Origin of the sequence: Kribbella sp. NPDC051952, assembly GCF_040680855.1 — a bacterium.
GTDB lineage: Bacteria > Actinomycetota > Actinomycetes > Propionibacteriales > Kribbellaceae > Kribbella.
Genome location: NZ_JBFAXQ010000001.1, coordinates 1 through 16072 on the forward strand (window position 1 = coordinate 1; position 16072 = coordinate 16072).

At 67.8% G+C, this 16072-nt stretch carries 10 protein-coding genes and 4 tRNA genes; 8 read left to right on the forward strand and 6 right to left on the reverse strand.

All coding sequences use genetic code 11. The features are described from left to right. Positions 1 to 31: 31 nt before the first annotated feature. The 6 genes from AB0L70_RS00005 to AB0L70_RS00030 form a co-directional block, all read right to left on the reverse strand. Positions 32 to 2545 (reverse strand): carboxypeptidase regulatory-like domain-containing protein, encoded by a 2514-nt coding sequence (locus AB0L70_RS00005; protein ID WP_363678237.1) that lies wholly within the window; start codon positions 2543 to 2545, stop codon positions 32 to 34. A gap of 2 nt (positions 2546 to 2547) precedes the next feature. Then, a complete protein-coding gene (locus tag AB0L70_RS00010; protein ID WP_363678238.1) occupies positions 2548 to 3738 on the reverse strand; it encodes a hypothetical protein in 1191 nt (396 codons plus the stop codon). Positions 3739 to 3746: 8 nt separating this feature from the next. Further along, the gene (locus AB0L70_RS00015; RefSeq protein WP_363678239.1) at positions 3747 to 4976 is read right to left on the reverse strand and encodes a S53 family peptidase; all 1230 of its coding nucleotides are present in this window, start codon (positions 4974 to 4976) and stop codon (positions 3747 to 3749) included. 29 nt (positions 4977 to 5005) lie between these two features. Beyond that, entirely contained in the window at positions 5006 to 7441 is a 2436-nt protein-coding gene (locus tag AB0L70_RS00020) for a hypothetical protein (protein WP_363678240.1), read from the reverse strand. Between the two features lie 17 nt (positions 7442 to 7458). Further along, complete coding sequence (locus AB0L70_RS00025; protein ID WP_363678241.1) at positions 7459 to 7608, reverse strand: hypothetical protein; 150 nt, start codon at positions 7606 to 7608, stop codon at positions 7459 to 7461. A 99-nt stretch (positions 7609 to 7707) separates the two neighbouring features. Next, entirely contained in the window at positions 7708 to 10644 is a 2937-nt protein-coding gene (locus AB0L70_RS00030) for an AAA family ATPase (RefSeq protein ID WP_363678242.1), read from the reverse strand. A gap of 705 nt (positions 10645 to 11349) precedes the next feature. On the opposite strand from AB0L70_RS00030, the gene AB0L70_RS00035 reads away from it, so the two are divergent. The 8 genes from AB0L70_RS00035 (at position 11350) to AB0L70_RS00070 (ending at position 16018) form a co-directional block, all read left to right on the forward strand. Beyond that, positions 11350 to 11425, forward strand: a tRNA-Pro gene (locus AB0L70_RS00035). A gap of 92 nt (positions 11426 to 11517) precedes the next feature. Beyond that, positions 11518 to 11591, forward strand: a tRNA-Arg gene (locus AB0L70_RS00040). A 2-nt stretch (positions 11592 to 11593) separates the two neighbouring features. Beyond that, positions 11594 to 11667 (forward strand) — tRNA-His (locus AB0L70_RS00045). A gap of 114 nt (positions 11668 to 11781) precedes the next feature. After that, entirely contained in the window at positions 11782 to 12228 is a 447-nt protein-coding gene (locus tag AB0L70_RS00050; RefSeq protein ID WP_363678243.1) for an HNH endonuclease, read from the forward strand. A 63-nt stretch (positions 12229 to 12291) separates the two neighbouring features. Further along, positions 12292 to 12364 (forward strand) — tRNA-Gln (locus AB0L70_RS00055). Between the two features lie 82 nt (positions 12365 to 12446). After that, positions 12447 to 13592 (forward strand): RtcB family protein, encoded by a 1146-nt coding sequence (locus AB0L70_RS00060; protein WP_363679927.1) that lies wholly within the window; start codon positions 12447 to 12449, stop codon positions 13590 to 13592. A 243-nt stretch (positions 13593 to 13835) separates the two neighbouring features. After that, complete coding sequence (locus AB0L70_RS00065) at positions 13836 to 15770, forward strand: heparinase II/III family protein (RefSeq protein ID WP_363678244.1); 1935 nt, start codon at positions 13836 to 13838, stop codon at positions 15768 to 15770. A gap of 53 nt (positions 15771 to 15823) precedes the next feature. Continuing rightward, positions 15824 to 16018 (forward strand): hypothetical protein, encoded by a 195-nt coding sequence (locus tag AB0L70_RS00070; protein WP_363678245.1) that lies wholly within the window; start codon positions 15824 to 15826, stop codon positions 16016 to 16018. Positions 16019 to 16072: the final 54 nt, after the last annotated feature.

Below are 16072 nucleotides of genomic sequence, written 5' to 3' on the forward strand. Positions count from 1 at the left end.
ACCTGGGGTCGCCGCCCGGCGGGGGGAGGGGTTATTTCAGGGTGAAGTCGAGGTGCGTGGTGCGGTCGACGGAGACCGTGGCGGTCATCGTCCGGGTGGCACGGCCAGGTGCGGAGGCTGTGAACTTCGGCTGGCCGACGGCCGTCGTGAAGAGCTGGTAGTAGCCGTCGCCAAGCTTCGGATCGTCCGGCGTCGCCACTGTGAGCGTGTGCTCATCGGGGTGTGTGACCCCGGCCACAAGCGCGCCGTTCACGGCACCCGACGGGCCGTTGACCTGACCGACGACGAGTCCGCCCGCGGGCGCTTCGCAGGTGCGGTTGCCGAGGAAGACATCGTCCACGGCCCACCACTGCGACCAGTTGCCCAGGTAGTGGAAGCGGACCTGCACCTTCTTCTGGTGAGCGGCCTGCGGCAGCGGCACAACTTGTACGCCGGTTGCCGCCGACATCCCGGTCCGCCGCCAGACCGTCGTCCAGGTACGTCCGGCGTCCGTACTGACGTCGACCGTCGCAGTCGAGTTCACCGCCGGCACCAGCTCGGTGCCGAACTGCAGCGCCGGCGCCGCACTGCTCGTCAGATCCGTGACCGGTCCGGTCAGCACCGTGTCCTGGACATGGGCCGGACCGCTGCGATCCGAGTCGACGATCGCGTAGTTCCCGGTGCCGCCCGTGCGGTTGGCACGCTGCCCCGGATTCGTGAACTGCCACCCTGGCTGATGGGCGTACCCAGACAGACCCGGATTCGCGTTGACAACGGTCCAGCCGGCCGGCGTGGTTTTACCGGTGAAGGACTGCGTCGTACCGGCGTACTTGGCCTGGTAACCCGGCGCCGCACAGCTCAGCGCAACCGCGACCCGGGAGTCGTGTGTCACGTCAGTAGTGCCGAGCGTGACCTTGTCCGAGCGACTCGAGTAGCCGGTACCCACGGCATTGATCGTCAGCGTGTAATCGCCCTCCTGCGGCAGCGTCAACCGGTAGCGCCCCGTCGCCGGATCCGTGTACGTCGTCGTACCGTCCGAGGCGGTCACCTTCGCGTACAGCGGCCAGCCGTGACCTGATCCATCGGCGACCACCCCACTGATAGTTGCCGTCGGCCTCAAAGTGAGGGTGAAGTCCTGCGTCACCGGACCGTTGGGAACAACCACAGTTGAGGTCACCGGCTGGTACGGGTACTTGGTCGCGGTGATCTGGAAGGTCCCCAGCGGAAGGATGAGGCTGTAGCGGCCGTCGGCATCGGTGTGCCCGACCGCCGAGCCCACGGTCACGTCGACCCCGGACACCGGCTTGCCGGTCGCGGCATCTGTGACCACGCCGGTGAGCTGACCGTGGTCATGGTGTTTGAACCCGTACTCGCTCAATGGGGTGCCCAGCCCGGTCGGACCGTCGTACCCCACACCGGCCGTGCACAGGTAGGACGCCGGGCAGGATCCATTGGACCCGACGGTCACGTCGTTCATGTTCGTCGGCTGCGCAACGGCGGTCTCGTACAGGTATGAGGCTGGATTGGTGTCGGCAACCGGCGGACCGGCCAGGGCGTAGACCGCGGCGATCAGCGGCGCCGATGCGCTCGTACCACCGAATACCGTCCAGCCACCCAACGTGCTGGTGTAGACCGCGACCCCGGTGCTCGGGTCCGCCACAGCGGAGATGTCGGCGGCGCTGCGCCGGCTGCAGCCGGTGTCGGTCTGCCAGGCCGGCTTCGGCTCGACGATCGAACAGCCGCTGCCGGCCCCCGCCCATGCGGTCTCGTAAACGCCCCGAGGGCTGAAGGGGTCCGTGAACATCGATGTTCCCCCGACCGCGGTGACGTACGGCGACGCGGCCGGGTACGACGTGCCATAACCAGAGTCCCCGGTGCTGGCTGTCACCGCGACACCTGGGTGGTTGAAATGATGGTCGACCTCGACCTCCGTCGGGTCCTCCGGAGCGCCGTAACTGTTCGACACATACTTGGCGCCTAGCTCGACCGCCTTGTCGACGGCGATTCCGAGACTTTCGAGCTCGGGGTCATCTGCCTCGACCAGCAGGATCGAGCAGTTCGGGCAGGCCGCGGACACCATGTCCAGGTCGAGGGAGATTTCCTGGGCCCAGCCGGCGTCAGGCGCCGGATAGTCGGTGCCACCGCGCTGATCCACCTTGCGGAAACACCCCGAAGCGCTCGTGCACGCAGGCAGTCCGAACTGGGCCCGGTACGTCGCCAGGTCCGACTCCGCGGTCTGGTCGTCGTACGCATCCACAATGGCGACCGTCTCGCCCATGCCTTGGGTGGTGCTGGGTAGGTTGTAGGCGCTCCACAGTTTGTCCGGACCGTAGCCCGCCGGAGTTGCGGCTACCAAGCCCTTCTTGGCCGCTACGTCGGTACGCCGAAGTGCCAGGCAGGACGCGACACCGGGCTTCGTCGGCGGCGGGCACACCTCGACCGACGGATGTATGACCGGACCGGACTGAGCTGCCGCGGGCAGCCGGGTTGGGCCGACACTGGCGACCACGGTCACCAGCGTCAGCACGACCGCGCCGGCTGTTCGGGAGATGGTTCTGCTGATCACGATTACCGTCCTCCGCAGCTCAGGTGGGCGATCTGTGCGCTGTAGTACGACGAGAGGTCGAAGATGGCACCGGTGGCCCAGATGTCGGCCGGCCCGCTACCGGCAATCGCGTTGTAGGCGTGGCCATAACCGACCCCTTGCGGACCAGGGACCGGTACCTTCGTCCAGGACTTGCCGTCCCAGTGCAGGAATCCGTCGCTCTGTGGGTGCGGCAGCCCGTACTGCGCTGTGACCCAGACGTCTGTGGGAGATGACGCGAAGGCCGCGGTCGCCTTTGCGTTGCCGACGTCGGGCAGATCCTCGACGGTCCAGCTGGTTCCGTTCCAGTGCTCGACCAGTGGCGCTGCCAGGCCGGGACTCCCCGGCAGCTGCTGCGAACCGACCGCCCAGACATCGTCGCCCGACCCGGAAACGCCGTAGAACGCCGACGGTGCCGCGGCGGCCGGCGCGTCGTTGACCCGCCACCGGGTGCCGTCGAAGTGTTCGGCGAACGGCACCGTCGTACCGTCACCGTCGAGCTGCCTGCCGACAGCCCAGATGTCGGATGCGGAGAAGGCGGTGATCGACTGCAAATACGTTTGTTCTTGTTCCGCCGCCGGGTTGTCCACGATCTGCCAGGCCGTGCCGTCCCAGTGCTCGATCAACGCGCCGATTGCTCTGAACTCGTTGTTCCGGTCGAAGTACCCGCCCACCGCCCAGGCATTCTGGGCGGACACGGCGGCAACGTTGTACAACCGCACCTGTTTCGTCTCGGGGGCCGGCGACACGGGCAGCGGCGTCATCGACCACCGGCCGCCATGCCATCGGTCCGCGACCTGCAGGTGCGCTACACCGAGCTCGAGGAGGTTCCAACCATCGGTGGCGGAGTCGAAGTCGGCTGCGACTTCCGGCGCAGGCGTCAGTGGACTCAGGGGTATCTGTTGTGCGGACAGGCTGAGCTTCTGGCCGTTCCACTCCAGCTGAGCGGGCGCGTCAGGGACTGCCAGGGCGCCGGGCAGGAACGCCTTCGTGGCCGAGAAGACGGCCGGTTTCTCCAGATATTCAGCGACTCCGAGCGGCAGTGGCGAGTCGACGAGCTTCCAGGTCGGGGTACAGGACTGGGCGGCTGGTCGTGCATCGGCCGTCGCCGGCGTGGTGCCGGCCACGAGCAGTGCCGTGACCGCGAGCGCGGCGGTGATTCTGCTGGTATGCATCACATCTCCTAGAAGGCGCCGATGCCGTTGGGGGTGCCGAGACCGGTGGGGCCGTCGTACTTCCGGACCGCGGTGCAGAGGTAGCTGCCGCCACAGTTGCCCGTGGCCCCTGTCGTGACGTCGAAGAGCCCGGTGCTGTGGGCGTACAGGCGAGAGCTGGTGTTGACCACTCCGGCGTTGCCGGCCAAGGCGTAGACACCAGCAAGGAGTGGCGACGCCGCACTGGTTCCGCCGAGCGCGATCCAACCGTTGAAGCCGAAGGTGTCGTAGACCGCGACCGGAGTGTGCGGGTCGGCGACAGCGGCCACGTCGGCAACCGTGCGCTTCCCACACGCCCGATCCTTCTGCCAGGCCGGCTTCGCGACGTATGCCGAACACCCGGAACCTGCCCCGGCCCAAGCGGTCTCGCTCCATCCGCGAGCGTTGGAGTCCTCGTACAGAGTCGTCCCACCGACGGCGACCACCGTGGACAAGGCCGCCGGTACTGCGACCCCATAACCGGAGTCGCCGGTCGACGCCAGGATCGTTGTGCCGGGATGGTTGTAGTGGTCGCCGGCCTCCACCAGCTCGGACGGGTACTCCGGAGCGCCGTAGCTGTTCGAGATGATCGTCGCCCCGAGCCGCACGGCCTCGTCCACCGCCGCGCCGAGGTTGGCAGTGTCGTTGTCGTCGGCTTCGACCAGGAGCAGCCGGCAGTTCGGACAGGCCGCCGACGCCATGTCGAGGTCGAGCGAGATCTCGGCCGCCCACTCGGTGTTGGCCTGCGGCGGAGTATCCCCGCCACGTTGGTTCACCTTGCGGAAGCAGGGGTTGTCGGCATCGCACGCGGGCAGGTTGTTCGCCGCCCGGTACACGGCCAGGTCCGACTCGGCGAACGGGTCGTCGAAGGCGTCGATGATGGCGATCGTCTGCCGGCCACCAAGCAGTGCGGACGGCAACTTGTAGGCGGACTGGAGGTCGGCCGCCATGAACGGATGCAGGTCGAGCGCCCGCGCCGCTGCGGGCGTCAGCGCCGCACCGTTCGCGTCCCGATCGAGAATCGCCAGGCACGCGGCGTGATGCGCCGCGGGCTCCGAGCACACTCGTTCAGGCTTGATCGGGCCGGCCTGGGCCGAACCGGACCGGGCGGAAGCAAGTTGTGGAGCGGCGGAGGCGACCAGGCAGAGCGCGGCCGCTACCACCAGCCCGTGGCCGAGCCGACGCCGGACGCGGTCTCGAAGATGATTGGTGTGCTGCATCAGAAGGCTCCCTTCGGGGCCATGACCGATCAGTTGGTCAGTGCGTAGGCGTGGATGTTCGTCTGCCGCACCGTGTTGCCGGCGGCATCGCGCGCGGTCACCCGGAGGGAGACGAACTGCTCGCCGTCGGTCCGGGCGGGATGCGTGATCGTCGTACTGAACTTGCCGTTGGCACCGGCCTCGGCGGGCTGTTCGGATGTCCAGGTCTTCCCGTCGTCGAAGGACGCGGAGACCGTCGCCGTGACACCCTTCGGTGCGGGCGCGTTCTGCTGGGCACCAACCCCGAACGCGATGCGGAACGGTACGCCCGCCTTCGCCCGGGACATGGTGTCGAGCGCCAGGTCGTAGCTGATGAAGAGCAAGGGCAGGAACGAACAGCCACGAGACCGGTCGGGTGCGCAGATCTCGCCCGCCGGCAGCGTGGAGGTGTCGGTGCGGGCGGAGTGGAAGGTCCACTGCGTCTCGCTGCGCTCGGTCTCGTCTCGAGCAGGGCTCGCCGTCCAGGCCAGCTCGTAGTCCGCCGGCTCCGCCAGCATCGGCAGCGGCAGGTTGCTCGGGTTCTGCGGGATGCTGAGCGCCAAAGTTCCGTTGCGAAAGAAGCGCACCAACGAGTTCGCCGCCGTCCGCTCGATCTCACCGTGGTGGCTCGGATCGGAGTCGCCGAACGGTTGCAGGAAGAGGAAGGCGTTGTCGTCCTGACGGCAGGCCGGGCACACCGTCGTGATCCTGTCGTTGAGGCCCGCTCCCTGCCCCGCCTCGTGGGCGGCGGCCACAGCCGGTGCGGGCGTATACGGAGCCCGGCTCCAGCTCTCGTCGAGCTGCTGACCGGGTACAAGGGCGCTACGGGCGCCGTAGATCCGCATGCAGTTCGGCGCGTCGTCGTACGCCGTCTGCCAGCGATCCAGGGTGGGGTCACTCGAGTACCGGTACTCGGTGTAGTCGCCCGGCTGAACGTAGTCGTACGGCAGAGTCGTCGGGGACAGGCTCGAGCCCCACGGCATCGTGATGACCGGGTGCAGGTCCGAGGCGTCGTACCCGCAGGCAGCAGCCGCGCCGGAGTGGTCGTAGACGTGGTGGTGCACCGTGGTGAGATCGGCGGCCCGCACTCGATAGCTCAGCACGGACGGCACCGTGCCGGTGTGCGGGAAGTTCAGGAAGTAGCTGGCCGGTGGGGTCGCCGGTTCGGCGTCCGAGCGGGCCTGGAGCAGTCCTGTGGTCACCGCGAAACCGAGCGATCCCTTGGTGACCGGTGTGGTCGTCGGCGTGGCCAGGAGCTTCGCGAACGGCCAGTTCGGCGCGCTCTCCGTGATCAGGCCCATCGTCAAGTTGAAGAGGTCGGCGCCGCCGAAGCCGCCCCCGGTCGCACTGACACGGCTCAGATCCAGCCGCTCCAGCCTGAGCCCGGGGGTGACATCGCGGTCCATCGTCACCTCGACCGGCTCGGCCGTCCGCGCGTCCAGAGTGATGGTCTGGTCGGACGTGACCGTGACCTGCGGCTTGACCACCAGTGCTGTGTCGATGCGATCGTCGTTCGCGTGCGGGGTCATGACGCTGAATGCGACGCTGTAGGTACCTTCCGGGACGCTGAAGCTGACCGGCCCGGAGTCGCCACCGACCGAGTTCCCGAACTCGGTGAACCCGGCGTTGGCGTCGTCGACGTTCTGCAGCCAGCCGGCCGCCGCCCCGGGATCGCCGTTCAGGTCGATGAAGTTCAGAGTGACGGTGCGGTAGCGGGCGCCTGCCTTGTGCGGTGTCGCCTGCGCAGTGCCCGCGCTCGGAAGTGCCGCCGGCAGGGGCGGCGCCGAGGCGGCCGGAGCAAGCTCGATCCGTCGGACGCCCTGCAGGTGGCCGGCCGGGACGGTGGACTTTCCGGTCCGGGTCAGTCGCGCTTGATCGGTCAGCAGTTGTCCCAGCTTCGGCGCCTCCGAGCTGATCACCGTCGCAGTGGCCGTGACTCCCGACCTGGAGATCACGTGGACTCCTGGCAGGGCGGGCACCGGTCCGCTACCGCTGTATGTGATCTTGATCGGAAGCGCGGCACTGTGGGCCTGGTCGAGACCGGCACGGACCAGGTAGCTCACGTCGAACAGCCGTGGATCCAGCGTCGTGTTGAGGTAGCCCACCGCCGCTGCGGGAACGGCGTACTCGTCCCCCGCTGAGGTGAAGTGGACGAGGTTCTCCCCCTGTCCTCCGGTGGTCACGCTCTGCGTGCCGGTCTCGTCGACGTCGAGCCGGACGTGGTCTCCGGTCGCGAGTACGACGTCGGACCTGTCGGGGAGCTTCATCTGCGCCGCCGGCCGGGCGCCGACACCTGATCCGGCGGGATCGTCCCCAGGTCCGGGGACTCGGACCGAGCCCGGACCGGGGGTGACAGCCCCTGGCGAACCGGTACTGGCCAGGACGTCGGAACTCGCGAGGACCGTCAGTACGGCGGCCACGGTGACGACTGCTATCCGGGTCTTCATGGATCTCCTCACTCGACCTAGAGGGGTTCGTACACGTCGGGCGACTCGGGCCCCGGGCCGGAGTCGCGGACGGGCGCGTGCTCCGTCCTGTCGGCAGCCGGTTTGTCGGCGCCGGGCTCGGGAGATGGTGCCGGCTCGTCCGGCGAGAGGGTGGGCGGTTCAGTCATCGGCTCTGCTCCGTGGGTCGCCTGAACCCGAAGTCTCGATCGGCCGATGCGGCGCTGACGATTGGTCAGATGATGGAATTAACTGCGCGAGTACCGGGTTTACCGCTTCCGGTCGGTCGTTCCGCGGCGGTCGAGGACCTCATCGCGTTCGACCACGGCGACGGCCAGAGCCGTCCGTGAGGAGACCTGCAGCTTGCGCATCGCAGAGTGCAGGTGACTGGCGACGGTCTGGACGGACACCACCAGCGCAGCGGCGATCTGGCGGTTGGTCAGACCGTCGATGACCAGGGCAACGACGTCCAGCTCACGGGGCGACAGCTGATCGCCGTAGCTGGGCCGACCGCCACGAGCCGGTCTCCGGGCAACGACGCCATGCTCGCGGAGATCGCGTTGCACGATCCCGGCCGCATGGGTGGCGCCCAGGTCAGACAGTTCCTGGTAGGTCTCGACGAGCGCCGGCAGTGCTGACTCGTCCTCGATGGCGAGTAGACACCTCGCTGCCCGTTGCCTCGTCAACGCAGCCTCGTAGGGCCGGGGCAACGAACGCCATGCTGTCGAAGCGCGGTGGAAGAGGCTGGCCGCCAGCGGATAGTTGCCTCGTCCTTCGGCCAGCATCGCCCGGCACACCACAAGTGCCGCAACCGGCGCCGGGGCGTGCCGCGTGCCCAGCCCATGGGCGAAAGATTCCACGGTACGCGCGGCCTCGTCGAAACGCCCCGCGGTCACCAGGGCCTGGACGCGGGCCGGCGCGAGATCCGCCGCCCAGACCCAGATGTGCTTGCGCGTCATCACGTCGATCGGTTCCGCGGTCACCGCCAGCGCGGCCTCGACGTCGCCCTCGATCAGCGCCAGCCGCGCCAGCCCTGCCGCCGGCGTCATCGAGGTCGACACCGCACCGCGCCGGCGCGTCTCACCCAGCACCGTCTGGAGAACATCCCGGGCCGGACCGAGATCACCGGTCGCCGAATGCAGCAATCCTCGCACCATAAGGGATTCCAGCCGATTCCCGGTCTGGATGTCTCGGTCGGCTGCGAGCTCGTCCACGCGCTCGGCCAGCCCGGTCCAGGCACCGGTGAACCAGTCCAGGGTGCCTGTGGTCACCAGAATCATGTCCCGGAATCTTCCGTACTGGTATCGCTCGGCCAGCTCCAAGGCCTGGCCGAGCCGTTGCCGGGCCTCGTCGTACCTGCCCCACATGATCGCCATGTCGCCGACGTTCAGGTGGAACAGGGTGAAGCAACGCCGTTCGCGCGCAGTCTCCTCGTCGGCGCGGATATGGTCCGCCTCGGCCCAACCGGCCTCGGAGCCGAGCATCAGGAGACCGGTCACCCGGTCCACGGCGAGCTTCGCCCGCTCGGCCGGCGGCATCTCGGCTGTGATGGTGGCCGCAGCCCGGTTCAGCCAGTGCTGGTGCCGCGTCGAGGGCCAGGACGTTCCGCGTGGCCAGCCGAGCAGAGTCATCGCCCGAGCCGCGACCACTGGAGTGTGGGCGAGATCGGGGATCGCCCGCTCGATCTCGGCGCGGGCCAGTTCGTGCTCGTCCATCAGCAACAGCACGCGGCCGAGCTGGAGCCGCACCTCTCCCTGTTCGGCCCGGTCGAGCGTTGCCGATTCCAGCACCGACCGCAGCGCGCGCACCAGGTCACCGAACCGGTCGTCGCCGGTGAACGAACTGAACGGGATCTTCCCGGCGAGCCGGACCAACGTCGAGGCAGGCAACTCAGCGTTGGCCACCAGGTCGTGCAGCAAGGTGGTGGCGGTCGCCTCGTCTCCCGAGGCAAGGGCGAGATCGGCTGCGGCCTCGGCGTACTGGCTCCAGTTCGCGATCTGTCCGGCCTCCCGATAGTGCCGGGCGAGCTGGGTGACAGGCTGCGGGCTGAGCGGCTCGAGCATCTGACCGGCGACCAGGTGCAGGGCACGTCGCTCGGGTCCCGGGATCGCGTCGTAGACCGCACGGCACGCCAGGACGTGCCGGAACGAGACCAGTCTGCCCTCGTCTTCCTGCAGCAGCCGGGATCCGAGGGCAGCCGTGAGCGCGGCGGTCCACCGTCGCGGTGGCAGGCCGGCGACAGTCTCCAAGGTGTCCTCGCCGGTCGGCGCGCTCGCGACCGCAGCCGCTCTCAGGACCGCTCGCGCGTCCTCGTCCAGCTGCCCGGCGCGCTCCAGAACCGCGTCCCGGACAGTCGGTGGGACATCGATGTCGACCAGGTGCCGGCGTACCCAGCTACCACCACGGTGGTACAGGTCGGCACGGTCGTGCATCAGCCGCACCAGTTCCTCGACGACCAGCGGGACACCGCCGGTCCGCTCGTGCAGGAACGACGCGAACTCGCCGGAGATACGCTCGCCACCAACCATCGACGAGACGAACGCCGCGGTCTCGGCGACGTCCAACGGGCTCAGTGTGATCCGGGCCTGAGTCCAGCCGCGAGCCGCGCGCGACGACAGCCGGAGCAGCAGCGAATCCGCCGCGACGTCTTCCGGTCGATACGTCAGCACCAGGCTAAGCGCCGCGGATTGCTGTGACACGAGGTAGAGCAGGAACTCCAGCGTCGCCTCATCCGCCCAGTGGAGGTCTTCCAGGACCAGCACGGACAACTCGAGGCGTTCGAGCACTTCCGCGATTGCGCGAAACAGCCGATGTCTGGCGGCGGTCGCGTCCTCGGCCGGATCCGGCAGCGGCGGCAGATCGGCGTTCCACTCGGGGAACAACGGCCGGAGCACTCCAGCGAGTGCGCTCAGCCCAAGTCGACCGACGTCGTCGGTGACCTGCCGCAGAGCGTCGACCACCGGGCCGAGCGTGTAGGGGGCGCGGAACGGCGGACAGGCAGCAATCACAGAGGTTTCGGGCAGAGTCTCGTGCAGCAGTCTGCTCTTCCCGATCCCGGCCTCGCCCTCGATCAGCACCAGGGCCGGTGGGCGGCCAAGGGCCTCTTGGAAGGCAGCCAGTTCGCGATCCCGGCCGGTGAAACCAGGCGACGAAATGGTGGGAGCCTGCTCCAGGCTCCCACCATTCTGCGCGGTCCCGCCGGTCATCCTGCCTCCCCGTCGAAGCGCATGTGTCTAGACCGCATTCTTGCCCGGACCTCTCATCTGTGACCAGCCCTTTGCCAGGGGTTACGGCCGGCGACGTGGGAACCTGCGTGGTTCGGCGTACGTCGGAGAATTGCGTCGGAACAAATGGTTGAGGAAATGCGTTGACGGAAGTGTGCGGGGTGGGTCAGACTATTTCCCGCAAGGACTACTGACTCTGGGAGACATCGTGTACGGGATGCGGAACGTGACAAAGGACTGGCGGCCTGAGCCGAGTGCTTTGTCGGCGTGCCTGCGAACTGTGGACGAGGACCGATTCCATCACCAGCTCGGTATTGAGCTGAGCCCGCGAACGGGCGGCCCACCTGGGTGATCTCCGCACGGGAGAGTCTCCCAGGAGCCGTCTGAGCCGGGTATCCGGTCGCAGGCGGCTCCTTTTTCTATGTCTCATGACACCACGTCGGTGCGCAATGGTTGCGGACCGGATTCCAAACCCGCGTCACGAGGGTTCGACTCCTTCCACCGATGCCTTTTCCGGTATTCACGAATATCGGTACGAACAATTGACAACTGGACATCAATTCGCATTTCTCCCGGGTTTCCGACAAGCCCGGGAGGACTTCCCTGCGGCGCCGCCCGTGCGCCGGGGAAGAGGCCCGGGCACGCCCCGGGCAGCCGTCCCCGGGGCCGCAACCCCGGGGACGTCGACCAGCTGTAGGCCAGCGGCCAGGCCGCCTCATTTGGGTTGAGGACAACGGAGGTTCGAGTCCTCCCAGCTGGACCAGGCGCCCGCAGGATGCTCAGCTACCGGCCGAGCGGGCGCCACGAACGTGCTCTGCGTCGGAAATCCGCATGACATCCGGCGCAGGGCGCTCTACGCCCGTGGCTCAACTGGAGAGAGCACCGGTTTACGAAGCCGGGGAGTGCAGGTTCGAATCCTGCCGGGCGTGCTGTGTCCGAAGCGGAAGTGGGCGATGCGCCGGGATGTGGACCCGGAGGAAGCGGGTTCGAGCCCCGCCGGACACCCGTTGGTACGACGACCAGCCGTACGACGACCGTCGTACGGGACGAAACCACCGACACCGAGATCACCGACCTGGCAGCGTCCGGTCGGGCACACTGGAGGGGAGGAGGAACCACATGAGCGGTGTGATCGTCCTGAACGCGTCGTACGAGCAGCTGCATGTCGTGTCGATCCAGCACGCCATCCGGATGCTCGTGCGCGAGGTCGCCGTCGTCGAGGAAGCACATGACGGCGCGAACATCGGCCCGTTCCCCCTCCCCCGCGTACTGCGCTTGGTCCGGTACGTGGTGACGAAGTGGCGGTACGCGTCCGGCCGGCTCCAGTACACGCGGGCTGGCGTACTGAAGCGGGACAAGTACACCTGTGCGTACTGCGGCAAGCCCGGCGCGACCACCATGGACCACGTGGTGCCGCGATCCCGTGGTGGCCGCGGCGAGTGGCTCAACGCCGTCGCCGCGCACGCAGCCTGCAACGAGAAGAAAGGCTCGCGTACGCCGGAAGAGGCCGGTATGCCACTGCGGTGGCAACCGTGGATCCCTTCCCGTGCCGAGATAGCGCTCTGACGCGACACCACTCCACGCGCGCCCAAAGGACGCGAGGGTGAACGGTGTCGCGGCGGCGCGCGATGCCAGGTGGGCGACGGTGACCCATCCTCGGTTCTGACCCGAGGCCTCGCAGGTTCGAGCCCTGCCCTGGCAGCCGCATGCACACAATCGAGGAGAGTGGGGAGATGAACGTGGAGTTTCCGGTGGAGCTGAGTGGGGCCAAGAGCTCCACCCTGATGTGGGCTCAGGAGTACGAGGTCGGGGCCCAGGCGCTCCAGCAGCTGCGGAACATTGCCGCACTGCCCTGGGTGCACGGCGTACGGGTGATGCCGGACGTGCACCTTGGCAAGGGTGCGACGGTCGGGTCGGTGATCGCGATGAAGCAGGCGGTGTCGCCGGCCGCGGTCGGGGTCGACATCGGGTGCGGGATGGAAGGTGTACTGACCTCGCTGACGGCCGCGGATCTGCCGGACGACCTGTCCGCGATCCGTTCCCGGATCGAGGCCGCCGTACCGGTCGGGTTCCGGGCGCACAACGACCCGGTCGGCGTACGGCGGCTCGGGCTCGACCCGCGGCCGTGGGACCGGCTGTGGGGTGGGTTCACCAGCCTGCACGACGGCGTACAGGACCGGGAGCGGAAGGCCAAGCAGCAGATGGGTTCGCTTGGCGGCGGCAACCACTTCATCGAGGTCTGCCTCGACGACGAGGACCGGGTCTGGCTGATGCTGCACTCGGGCAGCCGCAACATCGGCAAGGAGCTCGCCGAGCGGCACATGCGGATCGCCCGCGACCTACCGCACAACGCGGATCTGCCGGACCGCAATCTCGCGGTGTTCCTCTCCGGTACGCCGGAGATGGTCGCGTACCGGCGGGACCTCACCTGGGCACCGGACTACGCCGCCCGGAACCGCGCGGTGATGCTCGCACTGGTGATGCAGGCGGTGCGGGAGTCGTTCGCGCTGGAGGTGCGATTCGAGCAGCCGATCTCGTGCCACCACAACTACGTGGCCGAGGAGCAGATCGACGGGCTCGACCTGCTTGTCACCCGCAAGGGCGCGATCCGGGCCGGTCTCGGGGATCTCGGGCTGATCCCGGGGTCGATGGGGACCGGGTCGTACGTCGTCCGTGGGCTCGGCTCGGAGCGGTCCTTCTACTCGGCCTCACACGGGGCGGGCCGGCGGATGAGCCGCACCGAGGCCAAGCGCCGCTTCACCGTCGACGACCTGGTCGCACAGACGGCGGGCGTCGAGTCCCGCAAGGACGCCGGGGTGATCGACGAGATCCCAGCGGCCTACAAGGACATCGAGTCCGTCATCGCCGCCCAGTCCGACCTCGTCGAAGTAGTAGCCCACCTCAACCAAGTCATCTGCGTCAAGGGCTGAGGTGGCGGTTGTACCGAAGAACGGGGAGTAGTGGGAGCTGTCAGGCGTGATCGGACGACCGGATGGCCCGAAGAAGGCACCACTACCCGTTCTTCGGTACGCAAGACTACGGAGAGATACACACCACCTACTCGGCGAGGTTGTTGGGGCCTGGTGCAACTTTTTCTTACTGCTGACCATCGTGCGAGGTGACGGGGTTGATTACCGCCGCCGGGGGGCGCGGGTTAGTGGTGGGGGAAAGACATGGTTCGGTGGGTTTTGGTGCTTGCGCTGATCTCGGGCGCAGCGGTCGCACAAGGCGGGGTTGCGACGGCGGGGACGACCGAGACCCGGCCGGGCATCGCGATTGCCGAGGATCTGCCGGAGCCGGCCGGGGCGCAGTTCGTGCCGGGGGCAACGAATGTGATTCCGGCGGCCGGCAAGGCCGCGACGGACATCAGGACGCGCAGCGAGGCCAAGACCCTGGCTGCGGCCGGCACCTACACGTGTCCGGGGTTCAGCACAGTGGACGACGCGACGCCGTTGTCCTCGATCCTGCAGGACACCTACACCTGGGGTGGCTTCAAGCCGTACAAGGTCGGCAACGGCAGCGGAAACATCAACTGGAAGCTCAACCCGTACGGCAATCCCAGCTGGTATATGTGGTTCCACTCACTTCGTTGGCTGGGGCAAGGAATCACCGCGGCCGGCCAGGGTGACACCAACGCGCTCCAGCACGTGACCGCGATCGTGCATGACTGGGTGCTCGACAACCCGTACTCCTGGAAGGCGAATGTCGGCGCCTGGGAGTCGACGATGCACCGCACCAACGTACTCATTTGCACCCGGCAAGCAGTGCTCGCCGGACTGCAGGTCGACACGCTCCCGGCGCAGTACCAATGGCTCGACTCCGCCCTGCTCAACCACGCGACGTTCCTGGTCAACAACTGGAGCGGCGCCTGGAACCACGGCACCGATGAGAGCATCGCGTTGTTCGGAGTCGGCTGCACGCTGAGCCGTCAGGACTACAAGACGCTCGCCCAGCAGCGTCTCGCCGCCGGTATCACCACCGCGATCGACACCCAGGGCTCGACCAACGAACAGTCCACGGCGTACGCGCAGTTCAACTACTCCCTCTGGGGCCGTGCCGTCGACGTACTCAAGGCCTGCGGCGCAGACCCCGGTACGACGATCAACACCCGACGTGCCCTGATGGCGAACTGGCTCGCCCTGGCCACGAACTCCCTGGGCAACCTCCACCAGATCGGCGACTCCGAGGTCGTGCGTACGGCGCCAGTCGTCGGCACCCCACTCGAGTACGCCGGAAGTCTCGGAGCGACCGGGATCGCGCCGACCGATCGGGTCGGCATGTACTCCGCCGGCTACGTCTTCGGCCGCTCCGGCTGGGGCACGTTCGCCAACCAGGCGTCGTACAGCATCAGGTACGGCCCGGGACGGCAGCTGCACGGACACAGCGACCACACGTCGCTCACGTACACGGCCCGTGGGCGGGACATCCTGATCGACGGCGGCCATGCCGGCTACCAGAACGACGTCTGGCGAACCTGGGCGAAGGGTCCGTTCGCCAGCAGCGCGATGACGACCCCGCTGTCGGCCGACAAGCTGCCGGCGACGAAGCTGACCCGGTCGCTCCTGAAGCCGAACGCCGACTTCTACGAACTCTCCGACGTACCCGGGACCGGGATCAGCCGCGTCCGCGGCGTACTGGTCCTCAACAACCCGGACCTGATCGTCACGCTCGACCGCGCGTCGTCCAAGACTGCCCAGCAGTTCCAGACGCTGTGGCACCTGCCGGCGGACCAGAAGGCGACCGTGTACTCGCGGACCACCGCGCTGGCGGCCAAGCCCGGCGAGGACACCCGGACGATCCTCTTCCAGGTGCCCTACCGGCAGGCACTGCCGGCCGGGGCGATCCTGCTCAAGCAGGCGCAGACCAAGCCGATCCAGGGCTGGACGTACCCGAACATCAACACCCGGCTCTCCGCGCCGACCTTGATGTTCGCGCGGTCCGGAACGACAGCGTCGATCCTGTCGTTCATCGCGCCGGTGAAGGCCACTGGTGCAGTCACATACACCACGCGCTGGTCGGGGACGACGTACGTCGTCGACCTGAGCGTGGCCGGCGTTCGTACGTCGGTCGGAATCACCGCAGGCGGCTCACTCGTCCGCCTCGCCTGATTCCGAGCAATGATGCCTCAAGCAACTATCGGAACAAGAGAGGAGGACCGGCTATGGCCGACCTCAAGAACAGAAAGCGAGTGCCCGGCGGTAGGACCGGTGCTCCGGTCCAGCCAGGCCACTCGCTGCGCCGCGTACTGCTCGCCTGCGGGCACGTACAGCGCGATCGCATCGCCCATCCGGGTGATCACGTGTGGTGCGAGGCCGACTGCTCCGACTGGATCCGCGTGGTCTCGGTCGAGGAGTAGGCGGTCAGGTACGCCGTTCAGGTAGGCGGCGTACCGAACCCTCTGGTGACGGAT